General features: G+C 63.1%; 21 protein-coding genes. 8 read left to right on the forward strand and 13 right to left on the reverse strand.

Translation table 11 applies throughout. From position 1 onward, the window contains the following. Nucleotides 1-34 precede the first annotated feature (34 nt). The 5 genes from recG to exbB form a co-directional block, all read right to left on the reverse strand. Nucleotides 35-2,110 (reverse strand): ATP-dependent DNA helicase RecG, encoded by a 2,076-nt coding sequence (recG, locus tag UB48_RS18065; protein WP_045199551.1) that lies wholly within the window; start codon nt 2,108-2,110, stop codon nt 35-37. A 9-nt stretch (nt 2,111-2,119) separates the two neighbouring features. After that, a complete protein-coding gene (locus UB48_RS18070; protein WP_045199553.1) occupies nt 2,120-3,040 on the reverse strand; it encodes a hydrogen peroxide-inducible genes activator in 921 nt (306 codons plus the stop codon). 93 nt (nt 3,041-3,133) lie between these two features. After that, nucleotides 3,134-3,871, reverse strand: coding sequence for an energy transducer TonB (locus tag UB48_RS18075; protein ID WP_045199555.1), 738 nt, complete (start codon nt 3,869-3,871; stop codon nt 3,134-3,136). Continuing rightward, nucleotides 3,868-4,293, reverse strand: a complete 426-nt coding sequence (gene exbD, locus UB48_RS18080) for a TonB system transport protein ExbD (RefSeq protein WP_045199557.1) — start codon at nt 4,291-4,293, stop codon at nt 3,868-3,870. The genes UB48_RS18075 and exbD overlap by 4 nt, the downstream gene beginning before the upstream one ends. A 3-nt stretch (nt 4,294-4,296) precedes the next feature. Further along, nucleotides 4,297-5,286 carry a tonB-system energizer ExbB gene (gene exbB / locus UB48_RS18085; protein ID WP_045199559.1) on the reverse strand — a complete coding sequence of 330 codons (990 nt, stop codon included), beginning with the start codon at nt 5,284-5,286 and terminating at the stop codon, nt 4,297-4,299. A 195-nt stretch (nt 5,287-5,481) separates the two neighbouring features. Here exbB and UB48_RS18090 point away from each other — a divergent pair, with 195 nt between their 5' ends. Then, complete coding sequence (locus UB48_RS18090; RefSeq protein ID WP_045199561.1) at nt 5,482-6,339, forward strand: SDR family oxidoreductase; 858 nt, start codon at nt 5,482-5,484, stop codon at nt 6,337-6,339. Between the two features lie 3 nt (nt 6,340-6,342). Here UB48_RS18090 and UB48_RS18095 read toward each other — a convergent pair whose 3' ends face one another. The 5 genes from UB48_RS18095 to UB48_RS18115 all read right to left on the reverse strand — a co-directional run bounded on the left by UB48_RS18095 (nt 6,343) and on the right by UB48_RS18115 (nt 11,105). Next, nucleotides 6,343-7,080, reverse strand: a complete 738-nt coding sequence (locus UB48_RS18095) for a hypothetical protein (protein WP_045199564.1) — start codon at nt 7,078-7,080, stop codon at nt 6,343-6,345. A 61-nt stretch (nt 7,081-7,141) separates the two neighbouring features. Further along, nucleotides 7,142-7,522: a RidA family protein gene (locus UB48_RS18100; protein ID WP_014340863.1), complete on the reverse strand. Its 381-nt coding sequence runs from the start codon at nt 7,520-7,522 to the stop codon at nt 7,142-7,144. Between the two features lie 23 nt (nt 7,523-7,545). Continuing rightward, nucleotides 7,546-9,654 carry a bifunctional GTP diphosphokinase/guanosine-3',5'-bis pyrophosphate 3'-pyrophosphohydrolase gene (gene spoT, locus UB48_RS18105; protein WP_045199568.1) on the reverse strand — a complete coding sequence of 703 codons (2,109 nt, stop codon included), beginning with the start codon at nt 9,652-9,654 and terminating at the stop codon, nt 7,546-7,548. 60 nt (nt 9,655-9,714) lie between these two features. Beyond that, a complete protein-coding gene (gene rpoZ, locus UB48_RS18110; protein WP_045199570.1) occupies nt 9,715-9,984 on the reverse strand; it encodes a DNA-directed RNA polymerase subunit omega in 270 nt (89 codons plus the stop codon). A 242-nt stretch (nt 9,985-10,226) separates the two neighbouring features. Then, nucleotides 10,227-11,105 carry a LysR family transcriptional regulator gene (locus UB48_RS18115; RefSeq protein WP_045199572.1) on the reverse strand — a complete coding sequence of 293 codons (879 nt, stop codon included), beginning with the start codon at nt 11,103-11,105 and terminating at the stop codon, nt 10,227-10,229. A 247-nt stretch (nt 11,106-11,352) separates the two neighbouring features. Here UB48_RS18115 and UB48_RS18120 point away from each other — a divergent pair, with 247 nt between their 5' ends. The 4 genes from UB48_RS18120 to UB48_RS18135 all read left to right on the forward strand — a co-directional run bounded on the left by UB48_RS18120 (nt 11,353) and on the right by UB48_RS18135 (nt 16,673). Beyond that, on the forward strand, nt 11,353-12,735 hold the full coding sequence (locus UB48_RS18120) for a glutamine synthetase family protein (RefSeq protein ID WP_045199574.1): 1,383 nt from the start codon (nt 11,353-11,355) through the stop codon (nt 12,733-12,735). A gap of 17 nt (nt 12,736-12,752) precedes the next feature. Beyond that, on the forward strand, nt 12,753-14,246 hold the full coding sequence (locus UB48_RS18125; RefSeq protein WP_045199576.1) for an aldehyde dehydrogenase: 1,494 nt from the start codon (nt 12,753-12,755) through the stop codon (nt 14,244-14,246). Nucleotides 14,247-14,260: 14 nt separating this feature from the next. Beyond that, nucleotides 14,261-15,040, forward strand: coding sequence for a gamma-glutamyl-gamma-aminobutyrate hydrolase family protein (locus UB48_RS18130; protein ID WP_045199578.1), 780 nt, complete (start codon nt 14,261-14,263; stop codon nt 15,038-15,040). 112 nt (nt 15,041-15,152) lie between these two features. Continuing rightward, on the forward strand, nt 15,153-16,673 hold the full coding sequence (locus tag UB48_RS18135) for an APC family permease (protein ID WP_045199579.1): 1,521 nt from the start codon (nt 15,153-15,155) through the stop codon (nt 16,671-16,673). A 21-nt stretch (nt 16,674-16,694) separates the two neighbouring features. Here UB48_RS18135 and gmk read toward each other — a convergent pair whose 3' ends face one another. Together gmk and UB48_RS18145 are read right to left on the reverse strand one after the other, a co-directional pair. Next, a complete protein-coding gene (gmk, locus tag UB48_RS18140; protein ID WP_045199581.1) occupies nt 16,695-17,315 on the reverse strand; it encodes a guanylate kinase in 621 nt (206 codons plus the stop codon). Between the two features lie 13 nt (nt 17,316-17,328). Further along, a complete protein-coding gene (locus UB48_RS18145; protein ID WP_045199583.1) occupies nt 17,329-18,192 on the reverse strand; it encodes a YicC/YloC family endoribonuclease in 864 nt (287 codons plus the stop codon). A 237-nt stretch (nt 18,193-18,429) separates the two neighbouring features. On the opposite strand from UB48_RS18145, the gene rph reads away from it, so the two are divergent. Beyond that, the gene (gene rph / locus UB48_RS18150; RefSeq protein WP_045199585.1) at nt 18,430-19,152 is read left to right on the forward strand and encodes a ribonuclease PH; all 723 of its coding nucleotides are present in this window, start codon (nt 18,430-18,432) and stop codon (nt 19,150-19,152) included. Between the two features lie 24 nt (nt 19,153-19,176). Continuing rightward, on the forward strand, nt 19,177-19,545 hold the full coding sequence (locus UB48_RS18155; protein WP_045199587.1) for a DUF4870 domain-containing protein: 369 nt from the start codon (nt 19,177-19,179) through the stop codon (nt 19,543-19,545). A gap of 66 nt (nt 19,546-19,611) precedes the next feature. On the opposite strand, the gene UB48_RS18160 is transcribed toward UB48_RS18155, so the two are convergent. Next, nucleotides 19,612-20,391, reverse strand: a complete 780-nt coding sequence (locus tag UB48_RS18160) for an exodeoxyribonuclease III (RefSeq protein WP_010225880.1) — start codon at nt 20,389-20,391, stop codon at nt 19,612-19,614. Nucleotides 20,392-20,471: 80 nt separating this feature from the next. Between UB48_RS18160 and pyrE the strand changes: the two genes are divergently transcribed. Continuing rightward, a complete protein-coding gene (gene pyrE, locus UB48_RS18165; protein WP_045199589.1) occupies nt 20,472-21,113 on the forward strand; it encodes an orotate phosphoribosyltransferase in 642 nt (213 codons plus the stop codon). Nucleotides 21,114-21,146: the final 33 nt, after the last annotated feature.

The raw sequence follows: 21,146 nt of genomic DNA on the forward strand, positions 1-21,146 counted from the left end.
TGAACCCCGGGCTGGCCGCAATCTGGGACGGGCGTCACACTTGGCCGTATTGCTGGCCATGGCGCAGCCAGCGTTCCAGCAAGGGGCTGACGTGTGACGGCCAGCGGGCTAGCAGGGCCTGGGCGGCGTCGCGCACGGCAGGCAGCAGGTCAGCGTCGCGCATCAGGTCGGCGACCTTGAATTGCAGCAGGCCGGTCTGGCGGGTGCCGAGCATTTCACCCGGGCCGCGCAGCTCCAGGTCTTTCTCGGCGATGATGAAGCCGTCGTTGGTCTCGCGCATGATCCCCAAGCGTTCGCGGCCGATCTGCGACAGCGGCGGGTGATACAGCAGCACGCAATGGCTCACCGCGCTGCCCCGGCCAACCCGGCCGCGCAGCTGGTGCAATTGGGCCAGGCCCAGACGCTCGGGGTTCTCGATGATCATCAGGCTGGCATTGGGCACGTCGACACCCACCTCGATCACCGTGGTTGCCACCAGCAGCTGCAAATTGCCCTGCTTGAATTCGGCCATCACCGCGGCTTTCTCCGCAGGTTTCATGCGCCCGTGAATCAGGCCGACACGCAACTCGCCCAAGGCGCTGCTAAGTTCCTCGTAAGTGGTTTCGGCGGCCTGGCAGGTGAGCTCTTCAGATTCTTCGATCAGGGTGCAGACCCAGTAGGTCTGGCGCCCTTCGGCGCAGGCCGCGCGCACCCGCTCGACCACTTCGAAGCGCCGGCTGTCGGTTACCAGCACGGTGTTGACCGGGGTGCGGCCTGGCGGCAATTCGTCGAGGATCGAGGTGTCCAGGTCGGCATAGGCGCTCATGGCCAGGGTGCGCGGGATCGGCGTGGCGGTCATGATCAGCTGGTGCGGGCACAGTTGACCGCCCACGCCTTTCTGGCGCAGGGCCAGGCGCTGCTGCACGCCGAAGCGGTGCTGTTCGTCGATGATCGCCAGGGCCAGGTTCTTGAACTTCACTTCTTCCTGGAACAGGGCATGGGTGCCAACCACCATCGGGGCGCCGGCGGCGATCTGTTCCAGGGCGCTGCTGCGTGCCTTGCCCTTGAGCTTGCCGGCCAGCCAGGCGACTTCGATGCCCAGCGGCTCCAGCCAGCGCTTGAAGGTGATGAAATGCTGCTCGGCGAGGATCTCAGTGGGTGCCATCAGCGCCACCTGGTAACCGGCTTCCAGCGCTTGCAGGGCAGCGAGGGCAGCGACCACGGTCTTGCCGGCGCCGACATCGCCTTGCAACAGGCGCAGCATCGGCTCTGGCTGGCTGAGGTCGTAGGCGATCTCGTTGCCCACGCGTTGCTGGGCACCGGTTGGTGCAAAGCCGAGGTTGGCCAGGTACTGCTGGGGCAAGCGGCTGGCCTTGGGCAATACCGGCGCTCGCTGGGCGCGCAGGCTTTCGCGCAGGCGCTGCTGGGACAGCTGGTGGGTCAGCAGCTCTTCGAACGCCAGGCGGTGCTGGGCCCAATGGTGGCCTTCGGCGAGCTCATCGACGTCGGCATCGGCCGGTGGGTGGTGCAGGTAGCGGATCGCATCGTCCAGCGGCGCCAGTTGGTAATCCCGGGCCAGTTCGTCCGGTAGCCAGTCCGGCAGGCTGCGCGGGCCGAGCAGGGCCAGGCTCTGCTGGCACAGCTGGCGCAGGCGCTGCTGGGTCAGGCCTTCGGTGGTCGGGTAGATCGGGGTCAGGGTCTGCTCCACCGGGGCCGGCTCGTCGCCGGTCAGCGCGCGGTATTCCGGGTGGTAGATTTCCAGCCCGGAAGCACCCGGGCGCGCTTCACCGTAGCAGCGCAGGTGGGTGCCGCGCTTGAGGCCTTCCTTCTGCGCGCTGCTGAAGTGGTAGAAGCGCAGGCTCAGAACGCCGCTGCCGTCGCCCAGGCGCACCAGCAGGCTGCGGCGCTTGCCCATGACCACGTCGGTGCCACTGACCACGCCTTCGATCACTGCATCCTGGCCCGGGCGCAGGGCGCCGATGGGCACCACGCGGGTGCGGTCCTGATAGCGCAGCGGCAGGTGGAACAGCACGTCCTGGAGGTTCTCCAGGCCGACCTTGGCGAGTTTTTCGGCCATGGCCTCGCCGACTCCCTTGAGCGCGGTCACCGAGACCTGGGACAACTCCGGCATGGTGCTTTCCTACTGGCTCGCGGCGGGTTTGGCGACCGAGCACAGGCGGATCGAGTCAGCGAGGATCTCGATGGCCTTGGGCCGCGGGAAGCTGGCGCGCCAGGCGATGGCCACGGTGCGAAACGGCGCCGGTGGGCTCAGCGGGCGCACTTCGATCACGCCCGGGGCGTAATGGTGGCTGTGCACTGCCGACAGCGGCAGGATCGATACGCCCAGGCCCGAAGCGACCATGTGGCGAATGGTTTCCAGCGAGCTGGACTCGACCGTGGTGTGCTTGGCGCCGTCGCTGCCTTTGGCCAGGGTCGGGCACGCCTCGAGCACCTGGTCACGGAAGCAGTGGCCTTCACCGAGCAGCAGCAGGCTCTTGTCGTTGAGCAGGCTGGCGTCGATGGTTTCTTTCTGGGTCCATGGATGCTCGCTGGGCATCAGCACGTAGAACGGCTCGTCGTACAGCGGCAGGGTCAGTACGTCGGCTTCGTTGAACGGCAGGGCGATGATCACTGCGTCCAGCTCGCCATTGCGCAGCTTGTCGCGCAGGATGTGGGTGAAGTTCTCTTCGATGTACAACGGCATCTGCGGGGCGACCCGGTGCAGTTGCGGGATCAGGTGCGGGAACAGGTAGGGGCCGACGGTGTAGATCGCGCCGACTTTCAGCGGGGCGGTCAGCTGGTTCTTGCCGGCCTGGGCCAGCTCGCGAATGCCCTGGGCCTGCTCGAGTACCTTTTGCGCCTGGGCAACGATGCCTTCGCCGACCGGGGTCAGGCGTACAGCGCTTTTGCTGCGCTCGAAGATCAGTACACCCAGCTCGTCCTCAAGCTTCTTGACGCCGACCGACAGGGTCGGCTGGCTGACGTGGCAGCGTTCGGCGGCGTGGCCGAAGTGCTGCTCCTGGGCGAGGGTGACGATGTAGCGCAATTCTGTGAGGGTCATAACGTGCGTCCATGAAGTTGCGGCCCCAGCATAGCGGCTGCAATCGATAGACGCACGTTATCAGACTTGCTCGTTTGTGACAGAAACAAAGCGTTAGCGTTTGTCCAGCGAGTAGACGAAAGGCGCGATCACTTCAATGCTGCCGTTGTTGAGCAGTTCTTTAGGCGGCGGTGGCACCGGTTGCGCGCGACGGATCATCTCCAGGGTCGCCCGATCCAGTGCCGCGCTGCCCGATCCACCAGCCAGGGCGTAGGAGAGGATCTTGCCCTCGCCATCGACCACGAAGCGCAGGCGATTGATGCCTTCCATACGCATGCGCCGGGCGTTTTCCGGGTAGCGCTTGTACTTCGCCAGGTGTCGCAGCAGATCGCTCTGCCAGGTCGGCAGGGCATTGCTGTTGGTGGCGATGCTCGGCGCCGGAGCCGCCGATTTCTGCGACGGTGCGGTGGTTGGCGGTGTATCGACCACTTCCTCGTCGGCCGGCTTTTCCTGCGGCGGCTCAGGCTTTTTCTCGGGCTTGGGCGGCTGCGGTTTGGCCTTTGGCTTGACCTGCTTGGCAATGGCGATTTTCGGTTTCGGCGCCTCGGCCAGTTTCGGCAGCGGCGGTTCTTCGACCGGCGCTGGCGGCTGTGGCGGGGTGACCACCTTGGGTGGAGGTGGCGGGGCCGGTTCGGGCATCGGGGCCATTTCGATCATCATTGCCGCAGGCGGCAACTCGATCGCTTGGGGCACCGACCAATTGAGCGTCAGCAACACGGCAACGGCATGGATACCCAGCACAATCGCCAGACTACTGCTGTAACGCGCCAGCTTATGCCGCGTCTTGATCATTTCTTGGCTGCCGTCTCAAGGCCGACCAGACCGACTTTCAGGTAACCGGCCGCGCGCAGCGTGTTCATGACTTCCATCAGATCGCCGTAATCGACACCTTTATCGGCCTGGAAGAAGATCGTGGTGTCCTTGTCGCCCTTGGTCTTGGCGTCGAGAATCGCGCCGAGCTGGTCACGCTGGACCTGCTCGTCACCGACGTACAGGTTCTGGTCAGCCTTGACGCTGAGGAACACCGGCTTCTCGGGCCTCGGCGCCGGTTTTGCGGTCGAGGCTGGCAGGTCGACCTTGATGTCGACGGTTGCCAGCGGCGCTGCCACCATGAAGATGATCAGCAGGACCAACATGACGTCGATGAACGGCGTGACGTTGATTTCGTGGTTTTCGGCGAGGTCGTCGCCACCTTCGTTAAGATGCAGGCCCATGGCTTAGCCCACTTTAACCATGTGAGGTGCCGCGGCGCGATCGCCTGGCTGGTGGTCCAAGTCGCGGCTGACCAGCAGCAGGACTTCGGCCGAGGCATCGGACACCTGCGCCTTGTAACCGGCAATGGAGCGGGCGAAGACGTTGTAAATGACCACCGCAGGGATCGCTGCGACCAGGCCCAGGGCGGTAGCCAGCAGGGCTTCGGCGATACCCGGGGCAACCACGGCGAGGTTGGTGGTCTGGGTCTTGGCGATGCCGATGAAGCTGTTCATGATGCCCCAGACGGTACCGAACAGACCGACGAACGGCGCGGTGGAACCGATGGTGGCGAGGACGCCGGTGCCGCTGCTCATGTTGCGGCCGCTGGCAGCTACCAGGCGCTCAAGGCGGAAGCTGACGCGCTCCTTGATGCCTTCTTTCTCGCGGGTATTGGCCGACAGGCGCATTTCATCCAGGGCATCGTGAACCAGGATGTGGGCCAGGGTGCCTTCTTTGTTGGCGCTGTCGCTGGCTTCCTTGAGGGTGGTGGCACGCTTGAGGGCGGCGATCTCGCCACGCAGGCGACGCTTGGCGCCCAGCAGCTCGAAGCCTTTGGCGATCCAGATGGTCCAGGTAATGATCGAGGCGATGGCCAGGCCGATCATGACGATCTTCACCACGATGTCGGCGTTCTTGTACATGCCCCATGGCGACAGGTCGTGGGCCATGCCCAGGCTGGTATCTTCAACCAGTGCTTCAACGCTTTCGTCAGCCGGGCTGGCGGCCTGGCCATCAACCGGAGCAACAGCAGGCGCGGCAGCCGGATCGGTCGGCGCAGCAGCCTGTTCGGCACCCGGTGCGGCCGGTGCAACGGCGGCGGCTGGAGGGGCGGGTACGGTGGTCGGCTCATCGGCCAGGGCGGCGGGTGCCATCACCAGGCTGAGCATCAGCGCGGCAACGGCGCGCCATGCGCGCGACGTGGTTGGCGAAGCGGAAGGTTGGATACGTGTCATGCTGGCCTGACCTGATGAAGAAGAAAGAGGTGGTTGTCCTTCCAGGCCTCGAGACAGGCCGAGAACAAAATTGGGTGGCCATTATTGCAAGTAATTCTTGTTAGCAGAAGTAATAAAGTTACTTTTTTTCCATCATAGCTAGCCGCCTATCGATTTATTTGGATAGGCTGGGCCTTTGATTTGCGGAGTTTCAGGATGTCTGCGCCCTCAGTTCTGATCGTCGGTTGTGGCGATGTCGGTGGCCGTCTGGCCAAGCAATTGCTGGCCTCTGGCTGGCCGGTGAGCGGCTTGCGCCGCAGTGTTGGCCAATTGCCAGAGGGGGTGACGGCGATCGCTGCCGACTTGAATGACTCGCGTTGCCCGGCCGACTGGCCGGTTGACGCTCCGGATTACCTGGTCTACAGCGTTGCCGCCAGCCAGCATGACGAAGCCGGTTATCAGGCCGCTTATGTCGAGGGCCTGCGCAACGTGCTGGCCTGGCTGGCCGAGCGCGGGCAAAAGCCGCGGCGCCTGCTGTTTGTCTCGAGCAGCAGCGTGTATGCGCAGAAGGACGGCGAGTGGATTGACGAAACTGCTGCCGTGGCGCCTGAAGGCTATTCGGGCAAGGTCATGCTCGAAGCCGAGCAACTGGCCCTGGCCAGCGGCATCCCGGTGACCATCGTGCGCCTTACGGGCATCTACGGCCCGGGTCGCGAATGGCTGCTCAGCCAGGTCCGCCAGGGTTATCGAGTAACCGAAGAGCCGCCGCTGTACGGCAACCGCATTCACGCTGAAGATGCTGCCGGGCTGCTGGCGTTCTTGCTCAAGAGCGATCAGCAAGGCAAGGCTGTGGACGACTGCTACATCGGTGTCGATGACGCACCGGCGCCGCTGTTTGACGTGGTTGCCTGGCTGCGCGAGTACATGGGCGTTACCCAGTGGTCGGAACAGGAGCGGGTGCGCCGTGCCGGCAGCAAGCGCTGCAGCAACGCCCGGGCCCGGGCACTGGGCTGGGCGCCACAGTACCCAAGCTACAAGGAAGGCTATGCGGCCATCCTTGCCGGAAGCAATTAACCCTTACTGACGCTCAAGCAGCCAGCGACGAGGGCCAGGTTGCAGATCGGGCATCTCGTCGGCCTGGGCCTTGTTGACGGCCTGGAAGATTTCCAGCTGTTTGCCGTCACGCTTGAAGATCCACGGGTTGCCCTGCTGGTTGCGTTCCAGCCACAGGCTGTCGTGCTCGCCGCTCATGGCCGCGCAATCACCAGCCAGGCACAGCGCGTAGCGATCCAGGCCGGGCAGGCCGTCGAGGCTGCCGTTGGCGCGAAAATGCGCCACTGCACCCTGTCCCGGGCCCTCGACAATCTTCCAGTCGCCACCCATGTAAGCCTTGTACAGCTCGGTTTCAAAGGTGGTGCCAGCTGGCGCATCAATGGGTGCCGGGGTTTCGGCGCGCTGGAAGCTCTGCTGCGGGTTGGCGTCACTGGCCGCTTGAACCAGTTCGTCGCCGTCCAGGCTCAGCGTCTCGGCGTAGTTACCGTAGAAATCGACTTCCCACTGGCCATCTTTGAGCGCCTTGAGCTTGCCGTCGCCCGCTTCAAAGCCATTGCTGAAGGTGGCCTGGCTGGCGGCAACGTTGACCTTCCACTCAAGGTTCGGGCCGTTGGCGAGCAGGGCCTGGCGCAGGTTGGAGCCTTTGGCGGCAGCGTCGATGGCGTTCTGGTTGATCCAGGTACCGTTGAGGTCTTCCGGGCTGTGGCTGGCGCAGCCGCTCAACAGGGTGGCGAGCAGCGACAGGGCGAGCGCGTAGCGCATGGCGGGGGTCCTTGCAGGGGCGGGGGATGAGGGCGCACCGGGCGGCGCGCCCTCGGGGGTGTTACTCGATGACCAGGATGGCATCCATTTCAACCTGCGCGCCTTTCGGCAGGGCAGCAACGCCAATGGCGGCGCGGGCCGGGTACGGCTGGTCGAAGTACTTGCCCATGATCTCGTTGACCTTGGCGAAGTGGCTGAGGTCGGTGAGGAAGATGTTCAGCTTGACGATGTCCTTGAACGAACCGCCAGCGGCTTCAGCAACGGCCTTGAGGTTTTCGAAGACCTGGACGGTCTGGGCTTCGAAGCCTTCGACCAGTTCCATGGTTTTCGGGTCCAGCGGGATCTGCCCGGACATGTACACCGTGTTGCCGGCCTTGATCGCCTGGGAATAGGTGCCGATGGCGGCTGGGGCCTTGTCACTGGTGATGACGGTCTTGGTCATGATGACTCCTTGCTGTTATTGGGCTACGCACGCATGCGGGTGATTCGGATCACCCCGGTCAGGGCGCGCAGTTTCTTGATCACGCGTGCCAGGTGCACACGGTCGTGCACGCTGACCACCAGTTGGACCACGCTGATGCGACCATCGCGTTCATCCATGCTGATTTTCTCGATATTGCCGTCGGCGGCGTTGACGCTGCTGGCCAGCAGCGCGATCAGGCCGCGCTGGTGCTCAAGCTCGACGCGCAGCTCGACGTTGAATTCGCCGGTGACATCCTTGGCCCAGGACAGCTGGATGCATTTTTCCGGGTTGTGGCGGATTTCGCTGATGTTGCGGCAGTTTTCCAGGTGCACCACCATGCCTTTGCCCGCCGACAGGTGACCGACAATCGGGTCGCCCGGGATCGGCGTGCAGCATTTGGCGTAGCTCAACACCAGGCCTTCGGTGCCGCGAATGGCCAGCGGGCCTTCCGGGCTTGGCAGCTGCTCGCCCTCGGTGGACAGCAGGCGTCGGGCCACTACGTAGGCCATGCGGTTGCCCAGGCCGATGTCTTCGAGCAAGTCTTCGATCAGCTCCAGGCGGTATTCGCCGAGCATGGCCTGGATGCGCTCCTGGGGGATCTTGTCCAGGGCGCTGTCGAAGCCGTTGAGAACCTTGTTCAGCAGGCGTTCGCCAAGGCTGATGGATTCCGAGCGGCGCTGCAGCTTGAGCGCATGGCGGATGTGCGTACGGGCCTTGCCAGTCACCACGAAGTTGAGCCAGGCCGGGTTCGGTCGCGCCCCCGGGGCGCTGACGATCTCGACCGTCGAGCCGCTCTGCAGCGGTTCGGACAGCGGCGCCAGGCGGCGGTTGATGCGGCAGGCAATGCAGCTGTTGCCGACGTCGGTGTGCACCGCGTAGGCGAAGTCGACCGCCGTGGAGCCTTTGGGCAGCTCCATGATCCGGCCCTTGGGCGTGAACACATAGACCTCGTCCGGGAACAGGTCGATCTTCACGCTCTCGATGAATTCGAGGGAGTTGCCCGCGCGTTGCTGCATTTCCAGCACGCCTTTGACCCATTGGCGCGCCCGGGCATGGGTGCCCTTGGGCTGCTCGTCGTCACTGGACTTGTACAGCCAGTGGGCGGCGATGCCGTTGTTGGCCATCTCTTCCATTTCGCGGGTGCGGATCTGGATCTCGATCGGGACCCCGTGCATGCCGAACAGCGTGGTATGCAGCGACTGGTAGCCGTTGGCCTTGGGGATCGCGATGTAATCCTTGAAGCGCCCCGGCAGCGGCTTGTACAGGTTGTGCACGGCGCCCAGCACGCGGTAGCAGGTGTCGACCTTGTCGACGATGATGCGGAACGCGTAGACGTCCATGATCTCGTTGAAGGCCCGGCGTTTGCCGCGCATCTTCTTGTAGATGCCATAGAGGTGCTTCTGCCGGCCGCTGACTTCGCCTTCGATACCGTCGACCGCCAGGCAGTGGGCCAGCGACTCTTCGATCTTGTTGACGATTTCCTTGCGGTTGCCGCGGGCGCGCTTGACCGCCTGGTAGATGCGCGCCGAGCGCATCGGGTGCATGGCCTTGAAGCCGAGGTCTTCGAACTCTACGCGCACACTGTGCATGCCCAGGCGGTTGGCGATGGGGGCGTAGATTTCCAGGGTTTCTTTGGCGATGCGCCGGCGCTTTTCGCCGGACAGCACTTCGAGGGTGCGCATGTTGTGCAGGCGGTCGGCCAGCTTGACCAGGATCACACGGATATCCCGGGCCATGGCCATGGCCATTTTCTGGAAGTTTTCCGCCTGGGCTTCGGCCTTGGTCTCGAAGTTCATCTGGGTCAGCTTGCTGACGCCGTCGACCAGTTCGGCCACGGTTTCGCCAAATTGCGAGCTGAGTGCTTCCTTGGCGATGCCGGTGTCTTCGATCACGTCATGAAGCATGGCGGCCATCAGGCTCTGATGGTCCATGTGCATGTCGGCAAGGATGCTTGCCACCGCCAGCGGGTGCGTGACGTAGGCTTCGCCGCTGCGACGGCGCTGGCCGTCGTGGGCTTGTTCGGCGTAGAAATACGCCCGGCGCACCAGGTTGACCTGGTCGGCGCCGAGGTAGGTCGACAAGCGATCGGCGAGGGCGTCTATGCTCGGCATGGGATTACCTCTTGCCAAGGGACGATGACCGGTGCCGTACTACGTCGACCAGGCATGGGCTTAGACCGCCTCGTTGGTCTCGTCACCCTCGCCGAACGCGAACATTGGCTCAACTTGAGTCTGGATCGACTCTGCAGCCATGAACTCATCAGTGCAGATGCCTTCAGCGATTTCGCGCAGGGCCATGACGGTAGGTTTGTCGTTTTCCCATGGCAGCTTCGGCTCTTTGCCGCCGGTGGCCAGTTGACGGGCACGTTTGGTGGAGAGCATGACCAGCTCAAAACGGTTAGCCACGTGTTCTAGGCAGTCTTCAACGGTTACGCGGGCCATGGTCTTCCTCAAGTAGCAAATGCGGAGTTCAGCCCGAAAGGGCGAGCGGACTCGATAGTTTAAAAAATCACCAGCCTTTAGGGAAGCGCTGATTTCATTTCGAGCCCTTGATACCTCGACGATACCTACTTGCAGGGCTCTAGCACAACTGTCTTGTATGCGTGCTCAATTCAATAGCATCGCGGGGCAAGCCCGCTCCTACAGAGGTTCTGTGGGAGCGGGCTTGCCCCGCGAGGACGATTTCACTGGCGACCCAAGGCATCGCGCAGGCGCGGGGTCAATTCGTCGAACAGCGTCTGCACTGAACGCAAGGCGCGGCAATCGGGGCGGGTCAGCAGCCAGACTTCGGTGTCGCAGCCGGGCAGGGCAGCGCTCAGCGATTCGACGCCGGGCAGGGTATGGGCCATGTAGTCTGGCAGGGCCGCCACGCCCAGACCGGCGGTTACCAGCTGGGCAATCGCCGAGATGCTGCTGCAACGGTAGCGCGGCATGACCCCGGGCAGGTGTTCGCTGCGCCAGACCACGGTGGGGTGGTCCTGCATGGTGTCGTCCGGGGCTATCCACGGCAGCGCCGCCGGCGCGTCCTTGAGCTTGTCGCGAAACTCTTCGCGGCCGCACACCACATAGGACGCCGATCCCAGGCAGCGCCCGACCAGGTGCTCCGGCGGGGTGTTGGTCAGGCGCAGGGCCAGGTCGGCATCGCGCCGGCTGAGGTTGGCAAAGGTGTTGGAGGTCGCCAGCTCCAGCGACAGCGCCGGATACGCCGGCATGAACTCGGCCAGCGCTGGCAGCAACAGGCTGTGCAGCACGGCGTCGGTGCAGGTCAGGCGCACCGTGCCGCTGACTACCTGCTCACCGAGTTCCAGCGCCACCCGCGCGGCATCCAGTGCCTGCTCGGCGCGTTCGGCCTGCTCGGCCAGGGCCTGGGCGGTACCGGTGGGGATGTAGCCTTTGCGGCTTTTGACGAACAACGCGGTACCCAGGGCGGCTTCCATGCGGCGGATCGAACGAAAAACAGTCGATACATCGACCTTCAGCAGCTCGGCGGCCTTGGCCAGGGAACGGCCGCGGACCAGTGCAAGCACCAGGGAAAGGTCGGCGTGGCTGATCTGATATTGCATGGATGCACTCTTTACTTGCCTAAATGCCAATGTCTGTTGCGTGGGGGCCATTCTATAGTGAGGCGGCAGTCGTGAATCAAGTCGCGACGTTGTCAGAAAAATCTGGAACGTCCGTGCGAACCCACGGCGTTCAGCTGTTCCCCACGATGGGACCACTTAAAAAGAACAAATGAAACCATCGCCGCTCTCGATAGCGCAGTAGTACCTCCTCCATGTCGTTCGATAAAAAATCAAAGGATGCCTAGCCATGACGTCGGTCTCCCCGTGCGCCATCCCTCTCGATGAGATGGGCGAATTTCTCCAGGCCCACCCTGAGGTGCAATTTGTCGATCTGCTGATTGCAGACATGAACGGCGTGGTGCGTGGCAAGCGCATCGAGCGTGCAAGCCTGGTTAAAGTCTACGAAAAAGGCATCAACCTGCCGGCTTCGCTGTTTGCCCTGGACATCAACGGCTCGACCGTCGAAAGCACCGGCCTGGGCCTGGACATCGGCGACGCCGACCGCATCTGCTTCCCGATCCCCGGTACCTTGGCCTACGAGCCGTGGCAGAAGCGTCCGACCGCGCAATTGCTGATGACCATGCACGAACTGGACGGTACGCCATTCTTCGCCGACCCGCGGGAAGTGCTGCGCAGCGTGGTGGAGAAGTTCGATGCGCTGGGCCTGGATATTTGCGCGGCGTTTGAGCTTGAGTTCTACCTGATCGACCAGGACAACCTCAACGGCCGCCCGCAACCGCCGCGTTCGCCGATCTCCGGCAAGCGCCCGCAGTCGACCCAGGTGTACCTGATCGACGATCTCGACGAATACGTCGATTGCCTGCAGGACATGCTTGAAGCCGCCAAGGAGCAGGGCATCCCGGCGGATGCGATCGTCAAGGAAAGCGCCCCGGCGCAGTTCGAGGTCAACCTGCACCACGTTGCCGACCCGATGAAGGCCTGCGACTACGCGGTGTTGCTCAAGCGCCTGATCAAGAACATCGCCTACGACCATGAAATGGACTCCACTTTCATGGCCAAGCCCTATCCGGGCCAGGCCGGTAACGGCCTGCACGTGCACATCTCGTTGCTGGACAAAAAAACCGGCAAGAACATCTTCACCAGCGAAGACCCCGAGCAAAGCGAAACCCTGCGCCACGCCATTGGTGGCGTGCTCGAGACCATGCCGGCGTCAATGGCCTTCCTCTGCCCGAACATCAACTCCTACCGGCGTTTCGGTGCCCAGTTCTACGTGCCCAACGCGCCGAGCTGGGGGCTGGACAACCGCACCGTAGCGGTCCGCGTGCCGACCGGCAGCAGCGATGCCGTGCGTATCGAGCACCGGGTTGCCGGCGCCGATGCCAACCCGTACCTGATGATGGCGGCCATTCTCGCCGGCATCCACCACGGCCTGACCAACCAGATCGAGCCGGGAGCGCCTATCGAGGGCAACTCCTACGAGCAGTTGGAGCAGAGCCTGCCGAACAACCTGCGCGATGCGCTGCGTGAGCTCGATGACAGTGAAGTGCTGAACAAGTACATCAGCCCCGACTACATCGATATTTTTGTCGCCTGCAAGGAAAGCGAGATGGCCGAGTTCGAGGTGTCGATTTCCGACCTCGAATACAACTGGTACCTGCACACGGTGTGACGCCGGAGAAAACAACAATGACAACAGCACCACGCCAACACTGGGAACAGCTTTTCCAGGGCCTGAACATCGAAGGCCGCGCCTTCATCGACGGCCAGTACTGCGCCAGTGTGTCCGGCGAGACTTTCGAGTGTTCAAGCCCGGTCGACGGCCGCCAGCTGGCGCAGATCGCCAGCTGTGACAGCGCCGATGCCGAACGCGCCGTCGCTGCGGCCCGGCGCAGTTTCGACAGTGGCGTCTGGGCCAACCAGGCGCCGGCCCAGCGCAAGCGGGTGCTGATTGCTTTTGCAGATTTGCTTCTGGCCAATGCCGAAGAACTGGCATTGCTCGAGACCCTGGACATGGGCAAGCCGATTGCCGATGCCCTGAGCATCGACATTCCGGCGGCGGCCAATGCCATCCGCTGGAACGCTGAAGCCATCGACAAGATTTACGACGAAGTTGCTGCGACCCCGTCCGACCAGCTGGGTTTGGTCACCCGCTCGCCGGTCGGCGTGGTCGCGGCCATTGTTCCGTGGAACTTTCCACTGATGATGGCCTGCTGGAAACTCGGCCCGGCCCTGGCCACCGGTAACTCGGTGATCCTCAAGCCGTCCGAAAAATCGCCGCTGACCGCCATTCGTATCGCCCAACTGGCGATCGAAGCCGGTTTGCCGGCCGGTGTCCTCAACGTGCTGCCAGGTTACGGCCACACCGTCGGCAAGGCCCTGGCCCTGCACATGGACGTCGATACCCTGGTGTTCACCGGCTCCACCCGCATCGCCAAGCAGCTGATGGTCTACGCCGGCGAGTCGAACATGAAGCGCGTCTGGCTCGAAGCCGGTGGCAAGAGCCCGAACATCGTCTTCGCCGACGCCCCGGACCTGCAGGCCGCCGCCGAAGCTGCGGCCAGCGCTATCGCCTTCAACCAGGGCGAAGTGTGCATTGCCGGTTCGCGCCTGTTGGTTGAACGCTCGATCAAGGACCAGTTCCTGCCGATGGTGGTCGAGGCCCTCAAGGCCTGGAAGCCCGGCCATGCGCTGGACCCGGACACCCGCGTCGGCGCCCTGGTCGACACCACCCAACTGGACACCGTGCTCGGTTACATCGAAGCCGGCAAGGCTGACGGTGCCACCCTGGTCACCGGTGGCGAGCGGGTGCTGGAAGACACCTGCGGTGTTTACGTGCAGCCAGCGATCTTCGATGGCGTGACCAATGCCATGCGTATCGCCCGCGAAGAAATCTTCGGCCCGGTGCTGTCGGTGATCACCTTCGATAGCGCCGAACAAGCCATCGACATTGCCAACGACTCGCCCTTCGGCCTGGCGGCGGCGGTGTGGACCAGCAACATTTCCCGTGCCCACAACACCGCTCGCGCCCTGCGTGCTGGCAGTGTCTGGGTCAACCAGTACGACGGCGGCGACATGACCGCACCGTTTGGCGGCTTCAAGCAGTCGGGTAATGGCCGGGACAAATCGTTGCACGCTTTCGACAAATACACCGAACTCAAGGCGACCTGGATCAAGCTGTAAGGGAGGGTGAACCCATGCAAACTACCGCAGCAATGCCGCCTTTGATTGGCGTTTCCGCTTGCCGCCAGCAACTGGGCAAGAACTCGTCGCACACCGTGGGCGACAAATATGTCGAGGCCGCAGGCTTTGCCGGGATCCCCCTGATCCTCCCGGCCAGGGCCGAGCCCAGCGACCCGCGCCGCGTACTGGAGCGGCTCGATGGCATTCTTTTTACCGGTTCGCCTTCAAATGTCGAGCCGCATCATTACAATGGCGCCCCCAGCGTGGAAGGGACCCAGCACGACGTGTTTCGCGATCGACTGACCCTGCCGCTGCTGCAGGCGGCGATTGCCGACGGCGTGCCGGTGTTCTGCATCTGCCGTGGTTTCCAGGAACTCAACGTGGCCCTCGGTGGCACCCTGCACCAGCGGGTGCAGGAACTGCCGGGTTACCTGGATCATCGTGAGCCGCAGGACGCCCCGCTGGAAGAACAGTACAGCCCCCGTCACCTGGTCACTGTCCAGCCCGGCGGGTTGTTCGAACGCCTGGGGATGGAGCACAGCTTCATGGTCAATTCGCTGCACAGCCAGGGTATCGATCGCCTGGCTGGCGGCTTGCGCGCCGAGGCATTGGCCCCCGACGGGCTGATCGAAGCGGTGTCGATGCAAGACGCCCCGGGCTTTGTGGTCGGCGTGCAATGGCACCCCGAGTACCGTTTTGCCGACAACCCGGTCTCGCTGCGCCTGTTCCAGGCATTTCGTGAGGCATGCCTGACCCGTGCCATGGGCGAGCGGATCCGGGAGAAGATCCTATGAGGTCAGCCGGTTGATCCGGGCTTGAAGTACCACGCAACAGGTTTCAATGAGTGAAAGCGGACACCCCGCGGGGCGTCCTGAAAAACAATACCAATATTGGCGGCAACTACTCATGAGTGAACACAAAGCAGGCCTGTCCCCAGGTGAGGGCGGGCGATCCAAGGGGCTGGCCAAGGGCCGGCTCGGACTGCTGGCCAGCATCGTGCTGGGCATTTCCACCATCGCTCCGGTCTACACCCTGACTGGTGCGTTGGGCCCGACCGTGCGTGAAGTCGGGGCTCATCTGCCGGCGGTATTCATCGTTGGCTTCCTGCCGATGCTGCTGGTGGCCCTGGGTTACCGCGAACTGAATGCGGCCGAGCCGGACAGCGGTACTTCCTTTACCTGGTCGGCACGGGCGTTCGGCCCGATGATCGGCTGGATTGGCGGCTGGGGGCTGGTTACCGCAACCACCATCGTGCTGTCCAACCTGGCCGGGGTGGCCGTCGACTTCTTCTATCTATTCCTTGGGCAGATCACCGGCAGCCACGAGGTGGCTGCGCTCAGCGACAACCTGTTGGTCAATGTCGTCACCTGTTGCGTGTTCATCGCCATGGCGGTGTGGATCTGCTGTCGCGGCATCGCCACGACCATGACCGTGCAGTACGGCCTGGTGGCCTTGCAGCTGGTGGTGCTGGTGGGCTTTGCCATGGCTGCGTTTGGCGAGTCGTCGGCGACGCCACCGCTGGCGTTCGACCTGGACTGGTTCAACCCCTTCGGCGTTGAGTCGTTCTCGGCCTTTACCGCCGGCCTGTCGCTGTCGATTTTCATTTTCTGGGGCTGGGACGTGTGCCTGAGCATCAGTGAAGAATCGGTCGGCAGCGGTGATACCCCTGGCCGTGCGGCGACCCTGACGGTGCTGCTGATTCTTGGCCTGTACCTGGTCACAGCAATCGCTACCCTGCAATTCGCCGGTATCGGTGACATTGGCCTGGGCCTGAACAACCCGCGCATCCAGGAAAACGTCTTCGCTCACCTGGCCGGCCCGGTCATGGGGCCGTTGGCTATCCTGATGTCGATCGCGGTGCTGGCCAGCACTGCTGCCTCGCTGCAGTCCACTTTCGTATCGCCGGCGCGCACGTTGCTGGCCATGGGTTACTACGGCGCTGTGCCCGAGCGTTTCGCCAGCATCTGCCCGCGCTCGAAAACCCCGCGCTACGCCACCATCTGCGCCGGCATGGCGGCAGGTGTGTTCTACGTGACCATGCGTACCTTGAGCGAAAACGTCCTGGCAGACACCATCACCGCCCTGGGCATGATGATCTGCTTCTACTATTCGCTGACTGCCTATGCTTGCGTCTGGTACTTCCGCCACAGCCTGTTCGACAGCGTGCGGCATTTCCTGATGCGCGGCCTGTGCCCGCTGCTTGGCGGTGGCATCCTTTCGGTGATTTTCCTGCAGACAGCCATCGACAGCGCTTCGCCGTCGTTCGGCAGCGGTTCGCATGTGGGCGGGTTGGGCCTGGTGTTCGTGATCGCAATGATCATCACCGTACTCGGCCTGGTGCTGATGATGCTGTCGCGTCTGCGTGCGCCGGCGTTCTTCCTGGGCATGACCCTGCATCGTCACGCCACGGTCTCCAGCCGCCGCTAAGCGGCTGGAGCGGCAGGTTGCTCAGGCAAGCAATTGCTTGAGCAGCTGGCCATGACGCTGCTGCTGGTTGGCTTGCAGCAGGCGATTGGCGCGGAACACCGCCTTGAGGTCTTCCAGTGCCGTGGCGAAGTCATCGTTGATGATGACAAAGTCATACTCGTCGTAGTGACTCATCTCGCTCACTGCTTCACGCATCCGTCCTTCGATGATCTCGTCGCTGTCCTGGCCGCGGTTGGTCAGGCGCTGGCGCAGGGCTTCCTGGGTCGGCGGCAGGATGAAGATCGAGCGCGCCTCGGGCATCAGCGTGCGCACCTGCTGGGCGCCTTGCCAGTCGATCTCGAGGATCAGGTCCTGGCCCTGGTCGAGCGCCTGTTGCAGCGCGCTGCGCGAAGTCCCGTAGAAGTTACCGAAGACTTCGGCCTGTTCGAGGAAGTCGCCTTGCTCGATCATCAGCTTGAACTCGGTGTGTTCGACGAAGTGATAGTTCACGCCGTGCACTTCGCCCGGGCGCATGGCCCGGGTGGTGTGCGAGACCGACACCTGGATGCTGTTGTCAGCATCGATCAGGGCTTTGACCAGGCTGGTCTTGCCGGCGCCGGAGGGGGCCGAAACGATGTAAAGGGTGCCGCTGCTGTGATTCATGGTCGGGGTGGCCTTACTCAATGTTCTGTACTTGTTCACGCATCTGCTCGATCAGTACCTTGAGGTTGACCGCGGACTGGGTGCTGCGTGGGTCGAAGGCTTTGGAGCCCAGGGTATTGGCTTCGCGGTTGAGCTCCTGCATCAGGAAGTCCAGGCGCCGGCCGGCGGCACCGCCGGACTTGAGCACGCGGCGCACTTCGGTGACGTGGGTGCTCAAGCGGTCGAGTTCTTCGGCGACGTCGCTCTTTTGCGCGAGCATGACCATCTCTTGCTCCAGGCGCTGCGGGTCGAGCTCGGCCTGCATGTCGCTGAAGCGGTCGAGGATCTTCTGCCGTTGCGCCGCGAGCATCTGCGGCACCAGGGCGCGCAAGGTGGTGACCTCGCTGGCCATGTTGTCCAGGCGCTCGTTGATCAGTCGCGCGAGTTCTGCGCCTTCGCGGTTGCGGCCGTTCTTCAGCTCGTTCAGGGCCTCTTCGAACAGGGCCATGGCCTCGCTGTTGAGCGCCTGCGGGTCGGCGGCATCGGCCACCAGCACGCCGGGCCAGGCCAGAACCTCGAGCGGGTTGAGCGGCGCCGGCTGCTTGATCAGGCTGGCGACTGTCTCGGCGGCGGCAACCAGTTGCGCGGCGCGCTCGCGATCAACCTGCAGGGCCTTGCCGTTGTTTTCTTCGTTGAAGCGCAGGGTGCATTCGACCTTGCCGCGCGACAGGCCCTGGCGCAGGCTTTCGCGCACGGCGCCCTCGAGGTCGCGGAAGGCTTCTGGCAGGCGCAGGTGCGGCTCCAGGTAACGATGATTGACTGAGCGCAGTTCCCAGATCAGGGTGCCCTGGCTACCGGCGCGCTCGACTCGAGCAAAAGCGGTCATGCTGTGCACCATGGGAAGTACCTCGCGCAAAAGATGAAGGAAAGCCAAGCGGCTGAAGGCGCAGGATTGTAGCGCAGTGCGGCGCTGGCTCCCAATCAACTGATGTTACAAACCCTCACGCGGTTCCCGGAAAAACCCGACCTGCGGCCCTGGGCCGTCTGTTTCGGGGCCTGCGACAATAGGCGTGTCCTCATCGCCCGGCGCGCTCTATAATGCTGGGCAGATTCAAGTCCAGTACAGGTATCCCAAATGAAACGTCCAAGTGGTCGCGCTGCCGATCAGCTCCGCTCGATCCGCATCACCCGCAACTACACCAAACACGCCGAGGGGTCAGTACTGGTCGAGTTCGGTGACACCAAAGTCATCTGTACCGTCAGTGTCGAGAACGGTGTCCCGCGCTTCCTCAAAGGCCAGGGCCAGGGCTGGCTGACGGCCGAATACGGCATGCTGCCGCGTTCTACCGGCGAGCGTAACCAGCGCGAAGCCAGCCGTGGCAAGCAAGGCGGTCGCACCCTCGAAATCCAGCGCCTGATTGGCCGCTCCCTGCGCGCTGCGCTGGACATGAGCAAGCTGGGCGACATCACCCTGTACGTCGACTGCGACGTGATCCAGGCCGACGGCGGCACCCGCACCGCTTCGATCACCGGCGCCATGGTTGCCCTGGTTGATGCCCTGCGCGTGGTCAAGAAGCGCGGCGGCCTGAAGGGCGGTGACCCGCTCAAGCACATGATCGCAGCCGTCTCGGTAGGCATGTACCAGGGTGAGCCGGTGCTCGACCTGGACTACCTCGAAGACTCGGCAGCCGAGACCGACCTGAACGTGGTGATGACCAGCGCAGGCGGCTTCATCGAAGTACAAGGCACTGCCGAAGGCGCGCCATTCCAGCCGCAAGAGCTCAACGCCATGTTGGCACTGGCGCAAAAAGGCATGGTTGACCTGTTCGAACTGCAGCAGGCCTCGCTGGCTGACTGATACACCCACGCCCAGGAGCAGAGCATGACCGAGCAGCCCTTGCAGTTGCCCACTCCCAACGCCGAAGTCCGGCAATGGGCGATGTTCTGTCACCTGGCTGCCTTGCTCGGCCTGGTCTTCCCCTTCGGCAGCCTGTTGGGGCCGCTGGTGATGTGGATCTGGAAAAAGGACGTCGACCCGTTCGTCGATGCCCAGGGCAAGGAGGCACTGAACTTCCAGATCACAGTATTCATCGCCGGAATCATCTGTGGGCTGCTGATGTTTGTCCTGATCGGCATCGTGCTGTTTGGCATGCTGATGATCGCCGTGCTGATTCTGACCATCATCGCCGGGGTCAAGGCCAACGAAGGCCAGCCCTATCGCTACCCGCTGACCTGGCGGCCGATCAAATAATGATCTGATAAAAGCTGAAGCCACAAAAAAACCGACATGAAGTCGGTTTTTTTGTGGCTGCACGACTTAGATGGTCAGCGTCCAGTCGTAATCCACGATCAGCGGCGCGTGCTGGGAGAAGCGCGGCTGGCGTGGCAGGCGTGCGCTGCGAACAAAGCGGCGCAGGCCCGGGGTCAGCAGCTGGTAGTCGAAGCGCCAGCCCAGGTTGAGCATCTCGGCCTGCTCGTTGTCTGGCCACCAGCTGTACTGGTCGCCTTCACGGCTGACTTCGCGCAGGGCATCGACATAGCCCATGTTGCCGACAATCTCGTCCATCCAGGCGCGTTCCGGCGCCAGGAAGCCTGGAGACTGCTGGCCATCGCGCCAGTTCTTGACGTCGAGCTTCTGCTGCGCCACGTACAACGAGCCGCAATAGATGTACTCGCGACGCTTGCGCCGCTGCTTGTCCAGGTACTTGGCGAAGTCGTCCATCAACTTGAACTTCTGGTTCAAGTCTTCATCGCCGTTCATTCCCGAAGGTAGCAACAGGGTTGCAATACTTACCTTGTCGAAATCGGCCTGCAGGTAACGTCCGTAGCGGTCGGCTGTCTCGAAGCCCAGGCCGCTGATGACTGCCTTGGGCTGCAACCGCGAATAAAGTGCCACGCCGCCTTGGGCGGGAACTTCTGCGTCGCAGGCATAAAGGAAGTAGCCATCGAGCTGGAAAGCTGGGTCGTCGAGTTCAAAGGCCGAGGCGCGGGTATCCTGAAGGCAGATGACGTCAGCATTCTGGGCTTGTAGCCAGCTGAGCAAACCACGCTCAACGGCAGCCTGAATGCCATTAACGTTCACACTGATGATCCGCATAAATGGCCCCAAAAATCTCGTGCGTGTATGATACCCGAGCTGTACTCAATTAGCTAAATCCGTGGTATCCGGGACTCTTCATGCAGCCGTATCAGCGCGACTTCATTCGTTTTGCCATCGACCGCGGGGTTCTGCGCTTCGGTGAGTTCACCCTCAAGTCCGGGCGCACCAGCCCGTACTTCTTCAACGCCGGCCTGTTCAACAGCGGTTCGGCCCTGGCTCAGCTCGGGCGTTTCTATGCTGCGGCAATCGTCGACAGCAAGATCCCGTTCGACGTGCTGTTCGGCCCGGCCTACAAGGGTATCCCCCTGGCGGCAGCCACTGCCGTGGCCCTGGCCGAGCACCATGACCTCGACCTGCCGTGGTGCTTCAACCGCAAAGAGGCCAAGGCCCACGGTGAAGGCGGCAGCCTGGTCGGCGCACCGCTGACCGGCGATGTGCTGATCATCGACGACGTGATCACTGCCGGTACCGCCATCCGCGAAGTCATGCAGATCATCCAGGCCCAGCAAGCCAAGGCTGCTGGCGTGTTGATCGCGCTGAACCGCCAGGAGCGCGGCAACGGCGAGCTGTCGGCGATCCAGGAAGTGGAGCGCGACTTCGGCATTCCGGTGGTGAGCATCGTCTCGCTGACCCAGGTGCTGGAGTTCCTCGCCGACGACCCGGCGCTCAAGCAGCACTTGCCGGCCGTCGAGGCCTACCGGGCCCAGTACGGTATCTGAGGCAAAAAAAAGGCGACCCGAGGGTCGCCTTTT

Origin of the sequence: Pseudomonas sp. 2(2015) (assembly GCF_000955865.1) — a bacterium.
Taxonomy (GTDB): domain Bacteria; phylum Pseudomonadota; class Gammaproteobacteria; order Pseudomonadales; family Pseudomonadaceae; genus Aquipseudomonas.

What these genes read in the sequence shown, in the direction of transcription:
- spoT (WP_045199568.1), bottom strand. Translation starts at nt 9,654, where the DNA reads ATGCCGAGCATAGACGCCCTCGCCGATCGCTTGTCGACCTACCTCGGC.
- rph (WP_045199585.1), top strand. Translation starts at nt 18,430, where the DNA reads ATGAAACGTCCAAGTGGTCGCGCTGCCGATCAGCTCCGCTCGATCCGC.
- UB48_RS18135 (WP_045199579.1), top strand. Translation starts at nt 15,153, where the DNA reads ATGAGTGAACACAAAGCAGGCCTGTCCCCAGGTGAGGGCGGGCGATCC.
- UB48_RS18125 (WP_045199576.1), top strand. Translation starts at nt 12,753, where the DNA reads ATGACAACAGCACCACGCCAACACTGGGAACAGCTTTTCCAGGGCCTG.
- UB48_RS18075 (WP_045199555.1), bottom strand. Translation starts at nt 3,871, where the DNA reads ATGATCAAGACGCGGCATAAGCTGGCGCGTTACAGCAGTAGTCTGGCG.
- UB48_RS18120 (WP_045199574.1), top strand. Translation starts at nt 11,353, where the DNA reads ATGACGTCGGTCTCCCCGTGCGCCATCCCTCTCGATGAGATGGGCGAA.
- UB48_RS18095 (WP_045199564.1), bottom strand. Translation starts at nt 7,080, where the DNA reads ATGCGCTACGCGCTCGCCCTGTCGCTGCTCGCCACCCTGTTGAGCGGC.
- UB48_RS18160 (WP_010225880.1), bottom strand. Translation starts at nt 20,391, where the DNA reads ATGCGGATCATCAGTGTGAACGTTAATGGCATTCAGGCTGCCGTTGAG.
- UB48_RS18115 (WP_045199572.1), bottom strand. Translation starts at nt 11,105, where the DNA reads ATGCAATATCAGATCAGCCACGCCGACCTTTCCCTGGTGCTTGCACTG.
- rpoZ (WP_045199570.1), bottom strand. Translation starts at nt 9,984, where the DNA reads ATGGCCCGCGTAACCGTTGAAGACTGCCTAGAACACGTGGCTAACCGT.
- UB48_RS18070 (WP_045199553.1), bottom strand. Translation starts at nt 3,040, where the DNA reads ATGACCCTCACAGAATTGCGCTACATCGTCACCCTCGCCCAGGAGCAG.
- UB48_RS18145 (WP_045199583.1), bottom strand. Translation starts at nt 18,192, where the DNA reads ATGGTGCACAGCATGACCGCTTTTGCTCGAGTCGAGCGCGCCGGTAGC.
- UB48_RS18130 (WP_045199578.1), top strand. Translation starts at nt 14,261, where the DNA reads ATGCAAACTACCGCAGCAATGCCGCCTTTGATTGGCGTTTCCGCTTGC.
- gmk (WP_045199581.1), bottom strand. Translation starts at nt 17,315, where the DNA reads ATGAATCACAGCAGCGGCACCCTTTACATCGTTTCGGCCCCCTCCGGC.
- UB48_RS18155 (WP_045199587.1), top strand. Translation starts at nt 19,177, where the DNA reads ATGACCGAGCAGCCCTTGCAGTTGCCCACTCCCAACGCCGAAGTCCGG.
- exbB (WP_045199559.1), bottom strand. Translation starts at nt 5,286, where the DNA reads ATGACACGTATCCAACCTTCCGCTTCGCCAACCACGTCGCGCGCATGG.
- recG (WP_045199551.1), bottom strand. Translation starts at nt 2,110, where the DNA reads ATGCCGGAGTTGTCCCAGGTCTCGGTGACCGCGCTCAAGGGAGTCGGC.
- UB48_RS18090 (WP_045199561.1), top strand. Translation starts at nt 5,482, where the DNA reads ATGTCTGCGCCCTCAGTTCTGATCGTCGGTTGTGGCGATGTCGGTGGC.
- pyrE (WP_045199589.1), top strand. Translation starts at nt 20,472, where the DNA reads ATGCAGCCGTATCAGCGCGACTTCATTCGTTTTGCCATCGACCGCGGG.
- exbD (WP_045199557.1), bottom strand. Translation starts at nt 4,293, where the DNA reads ATGGGCCTGCATCTTAACGAAGGTGGCGACGACCTCGCCGAAAACCAC.
- UB48_RS18100 (WP_014340863.1), bottom strand. Translation starts at nt 7,522, where the DNA reads ATGACCAAGACCGTCATCACCAGTGACAAGGCCCCAGCCGCCATCGGC.